This window comes from Serratia rubidaea (genome assembly GCF_016026735.1).
Taxonomy (GTDB): domain Bacteria; phylum Pseudomonadota; class Gammaproteobacteria; order Enterobacterales; family Enterobacteriaceae; genus Serratia_B; species Serratia_B rubidaea.
In genome coordinates, this window is record NZ_CP065640.1 from 3,105,068 (window position 1) to 3,116,804 (window position 11,737).

The following is an 11,737-nucleotide window of genomic DNA, read 5'->3' on the forward strand; positions in this document are numbered from 1 at the left end:
ATCCCGATCCCTCTACCATAGTTAATCTCAGTTCTTGCACACTGCGCTGCCTGGTTATTTGATAACCGGGTCACGTAGTGTCGTCAGTTAAACTACCAACCATAACCGTAGTTTGTAAGAGGGATTAGTGTGACCCCAACGTTACCCTATAATGAGATAGCTGCTGTAATACGTGCGCGTAGCAAGGTGTTCTGGACCATTGGCATATTCACTGCATTAATCAACTTACTGATGTTGGTGCCTTCGATCTATATGCTGCAGGTCTATGACCGTGCGTTGCCTTCCCGTAACGAAATTACGTTGTTAATGCTGACGCTGATTATGTTATCCATGTTTGGCGTAATGGCATTACTGGAGTACGTGCGCAGCATGGTGGTCATACGTATCGGCAGCCAGTTGGACATGCAGCTGAATACGCGAATTTATACCGCAGCGTTTGAGTCTAATCTGAAAAATGGCTCCTCGGATGCCGGGCAAATGCTGAATGATTTAACCACCTTACGGCAATTTCTTACCGGCAGCGCGCTCTTCGCCTTCTTTGATGCCCCCTGGTTCCCCATCTACCTCCTCGTCATCTTCCTGTTTAATCCATGGTTGGGTTTATTTGCGCTGGTTGGCTCGCTGTTGCTGATTGCGCTTGCCATCATGAACGAAGTGCTGTCCCGCAAGCCGTTGGGGGAGGCCAGCAAGCTGTCGATCATGTCCGGCAATCTGGCGAGCACCAATTTGCGTAACGCTGAGGTGATTGAAGCGCTCGGGATGTTGCCGAATCTGAAGCGTCGCTGGTTCGGCCTGCATCAGCGTTTTCTGAATAATCAGCGTATCGCCAGCGAGCGTTCGGCGCGGGTGACGTCGATCACCAAGTTTGTGCGTCTCTCCCTGCAGTCTCTGGTGCTGGGGCTGGGCGGCTGGCTGGCGATTGACGGGCATATTACGCCCGGCATGATGATCGCCGGCTCCATTCTGATGGGGCGGACGCTGGCGCCGATTGAACAGGTGATTAACGTCTGGAAAAGTTACAGCTCGGCCAAGCTTTCCTATAACCGTCTGGTGCAACTGCTGGACGCCCACCCGCAACGCGGCGAGGGGATGTCATTGCCGCGTCCGGTTGGCGAGCTGTCCGTGGAGAATGTTACCGCTGCGCCTCCAGGGTCGCAGGTGCCCGCCGTGTTGCATAACGTGAGCTTTGCGCTGCAGGCGGGGGATGTGTTGGGCATCATCGGGCCGAGCGCCTCCGGTAAATCGACGCTGGCGCGCCTGTTGGTCGGCATCTGGCCGGTCTCTTCCGGCATTGTACGGCTTGACGGCGCGGATATTTATCAGTGGAACAAGGATGAACTGGGGCCGCATATCGGCTACCTGCCGCAAGATATTGAGCTGTTTGCCGGCACCATTGCCGAAAATATTGCCCGCTTTAACGAGGTGGATGCCGAGAAAGTCCTGGAGGCGGCCAAACTGGCCGGCGTACACGACATGATCCTGCGTTTCCCGAAAGGCTACGATTCCATCATCGGCAATGGCGGTGCAGGGTTGTCCGGCGGCCAGAAGCAGAGGATCGGTCTGGCGCGCGCGCTGTATGGCGAACCGTCGCTTGTGGTGCTCGATGAGCCGAACTCCAACCTGGATGACGTGGGGGAACGTGCCCTTAACCACGCCATTCAGACGCTGCATCAGCGTAAAACCACCGTAGTGTTAATTACCCACCGTACCAATTTGCTCTCAATGACCAATAAATTGCTGTTGCTGACTAACGGTCAGGTTAATGCCTTTGGCGGCACCCAGCAGGTGATCCAGGCGATTTCTCAGGCGCAAAAATCACCGGTGCAGCAGAACGTCCAGGCGGTTAACGGCGAACTCGAGCAAGAAAATACGGCAAAAACACAAACTCATTAAAATTGGTGTGCATGCCGGCAGCGGCCGGATGCGTTTGAAGGAGTGGTAATGTCTACGCAAATAAATGAGGCAGGGAGAGCGCCTAACGGTCTGCTTCCCCTGGATGAACGGCGCTACACCCGTATGGGGTGGATGGTCATTCTGATTGGGGTGGTGGGTTTTTTAGCCTGGGCAGCGTTGGCGCCGCTGGATAAAGGGGTGGCTTCTTCCGGTTCGGTGATCGTTTCCGGCAACCGAAAAACGGTACAGGCGCCGGCCAGCGGCATCATTAAAAATATTCTGGTGAGCGAAGGGGAAAAGGTCAAAGCCGGCCAGGTGCTGGTGAAACTCAGCCAGACGCAGGCGCAGGCACAGGTCGATTCCTTACGCGATCAATATTACACCACGTTGGCGTCGGTAGGGCGGCTGCTGGCCGAACGGGATGGCCATGAGAACGTCACTTTCTCGCCGGTACTGAAGGCGGTGCAAAACGATCCGCGGGTGGCCGAGATTCTGGCACTGCAGCAGCAGCTGTTCACCTCCCGTCGTCAGGGGCTGAAGAGCGAAATCGACGGGTATAAGCAGTCGATGGATGGCATCCGCTTCCAGCTGAAAGGATCGAAGGATTCGCTGGTCAATAAGCGCATTCAGCTTTCCACCCTGCGCGAACAGATGAACAGCATGAAGTCGCTGGCGGCCGACGGCTATTTACCGCGTAATCGCTATCTGGAAATTCAACGCCAGTTTGCCGAAGTGAACGGCGGTATCGATGAAACGCTGGGGCGCATCGGCCAGTTGGAAAAACAGCTGCTGGAGTCGCAGCAGAAAATTGACCAGCGCCTGGCCGATTATCAGCGGGAGGTCAGAACACAGCTGGCGCAGTCACAGATGGATACCAGCGAATATCGCAACAAGCTGCAAATGGCGGACTTCGATCTGGGCAACACCGAGATCACCGCGCCGGTAACGGGCACGGTCGTGGGGCTGAATATCTTCACCCAGGGCGGCGTTGTGGCGGCGGGCGATCATCTGCTGGATGTGGTGCCCAGTCAGGCGACGCTGGTTGTCGATGCCCGTCTGAAGGTGGATCTGATCGATAAAGTGTATAACGGCCTGCCGGTTGACCTGATGTTCACGGCATTTAATCAAAATAAAACGCCGAAAATTCCCGGCACGGTGACGCTGATTTCCGCTGACCGTCTGGTGGATAAAGCCAATGGCGAACCTTACTACCAGATGCAGGCAACGGTGACGCCGGAAGGCATGAAGCTGCTGAACACCGAAGAGATCAGGCCTGGTATGCCGGTAGAAGTGTTTGTGAAAACGGGGTCTCGCTCTCTGTTGAGCTATCTGTTCAAACCTATTTTGGATCGCGCTCATACTTCATTGACTGAGGAATAATTTTGATTCGATTTCCATGGAAGGCGGTCGGCCTGGCGGCCGGCCCCTTATTACTGGCGATGTCTGCGCCAGCCCATGCATTGGGAATATTAGACGCCTATGCGTTAGCGCTTGAGAAGGACCCGACCTATCAGGCGGCATTGAAGGAGAAACAGGCCGGAGACGAGAACGAAAAGATCGGCCGGGCCGGGCTGCTGCCGCAGGTGTCGTTGAGCTATCAAAATGCGCCTCGTAACTGGCAGACGCAAAAGTATCAGCAGTCGGATATTTTTGGCCGGGTGTCAGATGTCACCAAGCGTCAGCAGTACCGCAGTTATGCCGGCTCGGTTACCCTGACGCAGGCGCTGTTCGACTATGAGGCCTACGCGCGCTACAAGGCCGGCATTGCGCAGACGTTGGTATCGGATGAACGCTACCGCGGCAAGCTGTTCGATCTGGCGGTCAGGGTTATCTCGGCGTATGTGGAAGTGGCGTACGCCAAGGATCAGATTGCGTTGGCGGTGGCGCAGAAGAATGCCTATCAGGAGCAACTGGCGTTAAACGATCGCTTGCTTGCCGCCGGTGAGGGCACGGTAACCGACCTGTCTGAAACCCAGGCGCGTTACAGCCTGGCGGTGGCGCAGGAGATTGAAGCGCGCGATGCGCTGGACTCCGCCCAGCGGGATTTGGAAGTGATTATCGGCGTACCGTTGGAACAGCTGGACAGTCTGCAAATTCTTAAACCCGGCAAGTTCAACGTGGTTCCCCTGAGCCCGTCAAAATTTGAGGACTGGCAGAAGCTGGCGCTGAAGAATAATCCCGAGCTGGCGGCGTCGCGCCATGGCGTCGAGGCGGCCAAGTATGACGTGGAGCGTAATCGCGCCGGCTTTATGCCGCAGGTGCAGCTGTATGCATCGCATTCGGAAAATGACTCCAGCAGCGATAACACCATCAACCAAAAATACCGCACTGACAGTATCGGCCTGCGTGTCAGCATGTCGCTTTACTCCGGCGGCGGGGTTGCGGCCTCGACGCGTCAGGCGGCGGCCCGCTATGGGCAGGCGATGTATGAGATGGATGCGCAGGTGGGGACAACACTTAATGATCTGCGTAAGCAATACAATCTGTGTATCAGCAGCCGTGCGAAGCTGGCGGCCTACGAGCTGGCGGTGAAGTCGGCCACCACGCAGGTTGAAGCCACGCGCAAAAGCGTGCTGGCCGGGCAGCGCGTCAACGTTGACGTTCTGAACGCCGAACAGCAGCTGTACTCCGCCCAGCGCGATCTCGCCTCGGCAAAATATACCTACATCAAGTCCTGGATTTCGCTGTTGAGCGATTCTGGCACCTTCGATGAGAAAGATATCAAGCGCATTGCGCAGTACTTTACCTACCAGTCCTAATCCCTATCCGAATGGCCAGGCGAACCTTGATCTGGTCATTCGGTCTTATCTGAAAACTTTCCCGAGTCACGGTATAAAAGGTTATAGTAATGGCCGATTTCAAACGTGGTTTGCTGTTAAAAGAGTTTATCGGGTGTAAAGTAGCAGCCGTACACCTATAGTTTGGCGTTGTTAAGCAGCGCATATTAAGGAGCGATTATGGCGATTTTGGTTACCGGTGGTGCAGGTTACATTGGTTCGCACACGGTTTTGGCACTGCTTGAGCGGGGGGAAGAGGTTGTTGTCCTAGACAATCTGTCCAATTCATCAGAAGAGTCCTTGCATCGTGTCGAACAACTGACCGGCAAGAGCGCTGTGTTCTATCAAGGTGATATTCTTGATGAACAATGCCTCAAACGTATCTTCGATGCCCATCAAATCACCTCCGTTATCCATTTCGCCGGCCTGAAAGCTGTCGGCGAGTCGACGCGCAAACCGTTAGAGTACTATCAGAACAACGTAGCCGGCACTTTGGTGCTGCTGCAGGCGATGCGAGACGCCGGCGTACGCCAGTTTATTTTCAGCTCCTCGGCAACGGTGTATGGTACCCCTGAACACACTCCTCTGGTCGAGACCTCGCGCGTGGGGGGGACAACTAACCCATACGGCACCTCGAAACTGATGGTTGAACAGATCCTGCAAGATTTCGCCGCAGCAGAGCCTCAGTTCGCGATCACGGCATTGCGCTATTTCAACCCTGTCGGCGCCCATGAGTCTGGCATGATTGGCGAAGATCCTAACGGGATCCCCAATAATCTTTTACCTTATATTGCTCAGGTCGCCATTGGCAAATTGGAGCAACTGTCTGTCTTTGGTGATGACTACCCCACCGCAGACGGAACCGGCGTACGTGATTATATTCATGTTATGGATCTGGCCGAGGGGCATCTCAAGGCTATCGACCATATTACCGAAGGGTTCACCGTATACAATTTAGGCACGGGGAAAGGCTATTCGGTATTGGAAATGGTTGCCGCATTTGAAGAGGCATCAGGACGAAAAGTAGCTTACCAGATTGTCCCTCGCCGCCCTGGCGACATTGCCGAATGCTGGTCTGACCCTGCACTGGCTGCTGAAAAGTTAGATTGGCGCGCCAAACGCAACCTTGATGAAATGATGCATGACGCCTGGAATTGGCAAAAAAATAATCCTCAGGGTTATAAAAAATAACAGCGATTAAAAAAGCCAGCATTGCTGGCTTTTTTAGGTCTCTCAATCTTTGAATGTCTACCGTAAGTCCAGGATTTCCAGTAAGCGCGAGTTGACCTTTTCAGCATCGAAATTACTTTGTGCGATCTGATAGCTGGCCTGGCCCATCTCAATAATTTTTTGTGGGTTTTCTATAAAGCTGATCATCTTCTCAACCAAGGCATCAGAGGACCAGCGTTCGACTAAAAAGCCGTTCACACCTTGTACTACCGTTTGGCGGCAGCCGGGAACATCGCTGCTGAGTACGGCGCGTCCCATGGCCATTGCTTCTTGCGTACTGCGCGGCAACCCTTCGCGGTAAGAGGGCAGTACGAATACGCTGGCTTTAGCTATCCATGAGGGGACATCATTTACATGGCCCGGGTAATTAATTACGTCATCTTTGATCAGTTGGGCCAGGTGCTGTTCCGTGAGACTGCCCGGGTTATGCGTATCCACCGCGCCTAACATGTAGAATTGAACGTCAGGGTAACGTTGCTTTACTTTTTTTGCTGCGGTTACATATTCATAAACGCCTTTTTCGACTAACAGGCGGGCAATGAAGATAAAGGAAACGGGGTCTACGGGCGGCACAGAAAAAGGATAGTCTGCTAAATTTAGCCCGATCCCGCCTAAAACATGCACCTTTTTAACTTTGACGCCTGATTTTTCCATCAAATCATGGCGATCGTCCGGATTTAAAACGATCAATGCGTCAAGTTTAGGGAAGGCAAAGCGATACAGCGCGATCTGGATTTTCTTCAGCAGTTTTACCTTCAGGCTGACGCCTTCCGGTTTCTCGGTAAATAGATAGCCCAGTCCTTCAAGCATCGCATAGCGTTTTTTGACGCCGGCCAGTGATGCCGCCAGCGTACCGAAGATACAAGGCTTGGAAAAATAGGAAAAGACAAGGTCGGGATTGAGCTCTTTAAGGAGTTTGCTCAGCGCAATGGTGTCAATAATATCACGTATCGGGTTCAACCCGGTACGACTGAAACGATAATCTACCGGGATTGCACCTAACGCTTTAACCTGGGCGCGCGTGGTCGCATCATAATTCAGGGCTAATGCATACACCGTATGCCCCTGCTGATGAAGAGACTTGATCATATCGGCACGGAAGCCGACAACGCAGTTTGCTGTGGTGCCTATCAATACGATTTTCATTTAAAACCTTATACCTAGCTCACTGAATTATTTATTTTTTTTGTTTAATTCTGTGTAAATGTTTTCCCACTGGGTCACTATCTGGTTGAGAGAGAAGTTTTCCTGAATTTTTTTTCTCGCCCTGCAACCCATATCATAGCGGCTGGCTGGCGGCATTGCTTCAATCATTGCTAAAGCATTTGCCAGCGCCTGGGGATCTTTAATAGGAACAAGGAGACCTGCGGAACCATCGCTGCCAACAATTTCCCCAGGTCCGCCGCTGTCCGTTACAACCACGGGAAGCTGCGACGCCATGGCTTCGGCAACGACCAGTCCGTAGCCTTCCCACTCGGAAGACAGGACAAACCCGTCGACCTGCCGGTACAACTCGTCGATATCATGACGCACCCCCAAAAATTCTACGCGGTTTTCCAAACCTAACTGGCTAACCTGCTCTTGCAATTGAGGTAATAAAGGCCCTTGTCCCGCAATCAGTAACCGGCTGTCGGGCAACAGACTAAACGCCGTCAGCATGGTGGGGTAATCTTTTTGTTCCATTAATCTGCCAACGGCCAGCCAGCGGAACGGTTTTGCCGGCGTGCGGGGCGCATCATCAGCATGAAATTTTTCCGTATCAATACCGTTAAAAATGGTTTGGGTATTGTGACGCGGGAAAACTTTTTCCTCAGTAAAGCGGCGAGTTGCCGCTGCACTGATGGTGGTATTCAGCTTGCTGAGAGGGTTGGTCAGCCGATAGGCCCAGTCGCGCAGCTTACCGCCCTCTCGTGTGTTATGGGCAGTGCTGATAACGTGCAGCCCGGGAATGAATAAACGTGCTAAACGCGCGATGATATTGGCATGCACCATATGGCCGTGCAGGATATCCGGCGGTGACTGGCGCAGCATTTTTTTCAGCCGCCAAAGCGCCTGCGGCAGTTGTAATCCGGAGGTCATATCCAATGAATGTACGGGAATGCCGGCTGATTCCAGGCGTTCTGTAAATGCGCGCGGCGGCGTCATCGAAATCAGCCTGACCTGGTGCCCGCGCTGAACCAAACGCTCGAGCAGGGCGACAACCTGAAATTCTGCGCCGCCGATATCCAGACCGGTAATCACGTAATCTATACGCATGTCATTCTCATCCTTGCCGTTGGCGGTAAAACAAAAATAGCTTTTTAATCAACGGCTGCGGAAGCCAGCTGACTAACCAGAGCGCCGATTTCATTTTCTCTCCCAGCGGCGCCGTTGTTAAGTAGCTGCGTGCGGAACGACACTGGTTATTGAGCATGCTATAGGTGATTCTGGCCAGACATACTCGTTGATACTCCGTTGGGTAGGCGGTCTGTAACTGAGCGCCAAATTCGGCCAGCGTGATTTCTGCGAGCTGCTGATGGTCAGCGGCTTTCTTGATTTGCGAAGAGAAGTGGGTTAGCCGCTCCTGGGCATCATCATAGAGCGTAACCAAAATTTTAGAGAAGGTCGGGATGCCGTAATCCATCGCCAGTTTCCACCAGAGAATATGTTCCCCGCCGGCCCGGTTGTTTGGATAACTCAGCATTGTCTGCAGAAAAACACGCCGATTAAAGATCGGTGCGAAGTCTCCGGTGATGCTTCCGCTCAGATAGTCATCGAAAGTAATGACGCGGTCATCGCCGGAAAGTTTGCCGTTTGTGCGAGCAAATTGCATAACCGGGTACTGCTGCAACTCAGGATCGGTCAAGTGGGACATCAAATGGGAAACCGCATCCGGCTCTAGCGTATCGTCATCATCAAGCATTAAGACCCAGGTAGAGTGAGCCAGGTTGAGTCCCTGCATGCGTGCCGGCCCCGGGCCGCCATTCACCGGCATGCGGTAGGTAACAACGTCCGTTTCCATAAATTTGGGAAGAGGGCACGGTGATGCATCATCAACAACGATGATTTCAATGTTGAAGTCGTCGCGACGCTGCTGAGCGACAGACGCTACCGCACGTTGGACAAGCTCCGGACGGTTATAAGTTGTGATGACTACGCTCAGATTAAACTGACTCAAGCTGGCTCCCATTATTAGAGGAAATATCAAACTAACTATTTGTTTTTATTTATAAAAAATATCATCAGTAGTACGAACATGGTGATTTCTGCACTCAGGAACGCAATCGTCATTCCCAGCCCGCCAAGCGTCGGAACTAACAGGAAGGCCAGCAGGCAGATCATCATGATATTCACCATCATGACTCGACTTGCAACACGCTCCTTGCCTATCGGGATAAACCAGAGGATGGCGAGCGCCATACTGCAGATTCGTAGCGGGACAATCCACACCAGAATTCTTAATAGTTCAATGGCATCCTGATAGCCTGGACCAAAGACGATATTCACTACCCAAGGAGCCAGCCAGACGGTCAGTAAGGCAAAAATAAGCGTCATGGCCGCCAAAGCCAAAAGGGTCAGACCAACAATTCTCTTGGCCGCATGTTTGGAATCCGACTGTACCTTTACCAGATGGGGGAACGCGGCATTCAGCACCGGTGCCGCCAGGCCGCTGGCAGCCCGCACGAGTTTTTCTGCCGGTACAAAAGCACCGACGGCGCGCGCGCCACCTAACAATCCCAGCAAGGTAGAGGCTATCGACCCCATGATGCTTTGCGCACCTTTATAAAGGAAAAGCTCCCAGCTTTCCTTTATAACCTGTTTTGCTCCCGATAAGCTCACCGGAGCAAGGCCTGTCTTGCGGATCATTAATAGCGTCGGTACTAATGTATTAATGATTCCAACGGTTGCCTGAATGGTTAACACGCGTTGCGCATGTTGCGGGGCGGCAACCAGTATGACGGTGAGCAGGAGCCCGGTGCTGCGTAAAGCCAGGTCGAGCAATGCCGGGAAGATAAGCCTTTCAATGCCGACATAATACCAGAGAGGCGTGAAGCCGAAGGCCAGGATGAAAAGAGAGATCCACAGTAGCCAGTGCGAAGGTATAGCGGTGGCCCCAACGCCAGAAAACATCAGCAGGGCGACAGCGATACTCACCACCAGGCTGAGAAACAGCTTGGCAGTGAGGACATTGGTCACCAGTTGCGCGATTTGACGCGGTTGATCCTTTATTTTTACCAGGCTGCGCGCTGCGCTGAAATTGAAACCGAACTCAACGAACACGGAGGCGGTCAAGGCGATGCCCAAGGCATAGAGCACCTGGCCATAGCTTTGTTGGCCAAGCGCCCGCGCCAACACGGGCAGCTCAATCAGGGGAATAAACAATCCCCCGATTTGCGCCAGCATTAACCAGAACGTATTACTTGCGATGCGTGACATGAGTCATAACCAGCGTCATCGCGACCAGTACGATACCCCATTCGGTCAGCTCGTTACTTAACGGGTGGAAACATCCCATCATGGTAAACAAGGCCAGGGCCGAGAGAGGAGCGAGCATCAGCTCAAAGCGCTCGATAAATGTTTCACGAGCTGCAAAAACAAATTTTAGGCCGGCACACAGCGGAGCCAGAATAATCAACAGGTAGCCGATAAAGGAAAGCACGCCCTCATCCGCCAGGAGCTGTACATAAGTCATATGTATCACGCTGGTGACATCATTATCGGCCACCCGAGTTGCGCCAAAGCCTCCGCCCCAAGGGAAAGTCACAACCGCTTTATGCCAACCGGCCTGAATCATCTCCAAACGGGTAGTGTTATCGCCTTTGATCAGACGATCCGCCGTAGCATCCTCTTTTGGCGTAGAGAGTGCTTTTTTTACCGTATCACCAAGGTTATCCATGATGATTTCGGCCGTACTGTCGTTACTCTCTGATGTATCGTTGGATGCCGGCTCATTAACGTCCTTCTTCTCGGTCATTAATTCAACGATCAGCGGGTCATATTTACCCCATACCCAGCCCACCAGCGTTGGCTGCAGCACGGTGAAAGAAAAGAGAGTGATAAGCAGAAGGACGATATGGCCTTTAATGCCTCTGCCAGGGATTTTGGCGAACAGGGCAACCACCGCCAGCGCGCACCAGACCAGCGCCATCCAAAGCATGGATGTACGGCTGCCGTCGAGCGCCATAATCAAAATTGCGCAGAAGGCTAATAACAGGTTGCGCCAGCTGGTGTTTTTCAGACAACGCCAGGCAATGAAAGGCCATGCATAAGCGCCGGCTTTCCAGATAACGCCCGGCCAGCTGGCTAACCACCCCATACGGCCATCGCCGAGTACCAGCAAATAGTCGGTCTGTCGCAACACGGCGAAAACCAACAGCGGGAGCAGGGAAACGATCAGCGAAACATTCAACGCCTTTTCCAGTAGCGCTGGCGTCAACGGCGAGATCAGCAGCAGTGACAAGAGGACGATAACGAACAGCAGGTATTTTACTACGGTGTATAAGCCTGTACCGTCGTTCATTAAGGCAGCGATAAAGATACCTGCGATAAACAGCACCCAACCGGCCAGCATCCATTTATAGTGTTTCAGGATGCTTAATCGTGTGCTAAGTAATTCCTTGAGAGAACTCTGAGTACTTGTCAATGAGGTTACCGTAGCAACGCCAAGGAGTAATAACAGAATTAGCCAATTAAGGTTGCCGCCGATGTAGACTTTAACAGTGCCCAGCATTGCTAACACAATGAAAAGTAATGTAAAAATACTGGAAATTGAGCGCACTTTCCTATCCCTAATTATTATAAACCGCTGAATTGTACAGTATCTTCAGGGGGTATCAATAGGGCTTTATCTGCATGTC

At 52.7% G+C, this 11,737-nt stretch carries 9 protein-coding genes; 4 read left to right on the top strand and 5 right to left on the bottom strand.

What is annotated here, in order from left to right:
- Positions 1-231 precede the first annotated feature (231 nt).
- From I6G83_RS14570 to galE, 4 genes are all read left to right on the top strand, one after another.
- Positions 232-1,893 (top strand): type I secretion system permease/ATPase, encoded by a 1,662-nt coding sequence (locus tag I6G83_RS14570; protein ID WP_249220879.1) that lies wholly within the window; start codon positions 232-234, stop codon positions 1,891-1,893.
- 48 nt (positions 1,894-1,941) lie between these two features.
- Positions 1,942-3,273, top strand: coding sequence for an HlyD family type I secretion periplasmic adaptor subunit (locus tag I6G83_RS14575; RefSeq protein ID WP_054304886.1), 1,332 nt, complete (start codon positions 1,942-1,944; stop codon positions 3,271-3,273).
- A 59-nt stretch (positions 3,274-3,332) separates the two neighbouring features.
- Positions 3,333-4,652 carry a TolC family outer membrane protein gene (locus I6G83_RS14580; protein ID WP_138112049.1) on the top strand — a complete coding sequence of 440 codons (1,320 nt, stop codon included), beginning with the start codon at positions 3,333-3,335 and terminating at the stop codon, positions 4,650-4,652.
- A gap of 198 nt (positions 4,653-4,850) precedes the next feature.
- On the top strand, positions 4,851-5,861 hold the full coding sequence (gene galE / locus I6G83_RS14585) for a UDP-glucose 4-epimerase GalE (RefSeq protein WP_054304884.1): 1,011 nt from the start codon (positions 4,851-4,853) through the stop codon (positions 5,859-5,861).
- Between the two features lie 57 nt (positions 5,862-5,918).
- On the opposite strand, the gene I6G83_RS14590 is transcribed toward galE, so the two are convergent.
- From I6G83_RS14590 to I6G83_RS14610, 5 genes are read right to left on the bottom strand one after another with little or no spacing between them, the layout of a single operon-like run.
- On the bottom strand, positions 5,919-7,046 hold the full coding sequence (locus I6G83_RS14590; RefSeq protein WP_054304883.1) for a glycosyltransferase family 4 protein: 1,128 nt from the start codon (positions 7,044-7,046) through the stop codon (positions 5,919-5,921).
- 27 nt (positions 7,047-7,073) lie between these two features.
- Positions 7,074-8,156, bottom strand: a complete 1,083-nt coding sequence (locus I6G83_RS14595; protein WP_054304882.1) for a glycosyltransferase — start codon at positions 8,154-8,156, stop codon at positions 7,074-7,076.
- A gap of 7 nt (positions 8,157-8,163) precedes the next feature.
- The gene (locus tag I6G83_RS14600; RefSeq protein WP_161805772.1) at positions 8,164-9,057 is read right to left on the bottom strand and encodes a glycosyltransferase family 2 protein; all 894 of its coding nucleotides are present in this window, start codon (positions 9,055-9,057) and stop codon (positions 8,164-8,166) included.
- A 35-nt stretch (positions 9,058-9,092) separates the two neighbouring features.
- On the bottom strand, positions 9,093-10,316 hold the full coding sequence (locus tag I6G83_RS14605) for an oligosaccharide flippase family protein (protein WP_054304881.1): 1,224 nt from the start codon (positions 10,314-10,316) through the stop codon (positions 9,093-9,095).
- Positions 10,297-11,658 carry a hypothetical protein gene (locus I6G83_RS14610; protein ID WP_232238918.1) on the bottom strand — a complete coding sequence of 454 codons (1,362 nt, stop codon included), beginning with the start codon at positions 11,656-11,658 and terminating at the stop codon, positions 10,297-10,299. The genes I6G83_RS14605 and I6G83_RS14610 overlap by 20 nt, the downstream gene beginning before the upstream one ends.
- Between the last annotated feature and the right edge of the window lie 79 nt (positions 11,659-11,737).

What these genes read in the sequence shown, in the direction of transcription:
- I6G83_RS14570 (WP_249220879.1), top strand. Translation starts at nt 232, where the DNA reads ATGTTGGTGCCTTCGATCTATATGCTGCAGGTCTATGACCGTGCGTTG.
- I6G83_RS14575 (WP_054304886.1), top strand. Translation starts at nt 1,942, where the DNA reads ATGTCTACGCAAATAAATGAGGCAGGGAGAGCGCCTAACGGTCTGCTT.
- I6G83_RS14580 (WP_138112049.1), top strand. Translation starts at nt 3,333, where the DNA reads ATGTCTGCGCCAGCCCATGCATTGGGAATATTAGACGCCTATGCGTTA.
- galE (WP_054304884.1), top strand. Translation starts at nt 4,851, where the DNA reads ATGGCGATTTTGGTTACCGGTGGTGCAGGTTACATTGGTTCGCACACG.
- I6G83_RS14590 (WP_054304883.1), bottom strand. Translation starts at nt 7,046, where the DNA reads ATGAAAATCGTATTGATAGGCACCACAGCAAACTGCGTTGTCGGCTTC.
- I6G83_RS14595 (WP_054304882.1), bottom strand. Translation starts at nt 8,156, where the DNA reads ATGCGTATAGATTACGTGATTACCGGTCTGGATATCGGCGGCGCAGAA.
- I6G83_RS14605 (WP_054304881.1), bottom strand. Translation starts at nt 10,316, where the DNA reads ATGTCACGCATCGCAAGTAATACGTTCTGGTTAATGCTGGCGCAAATC.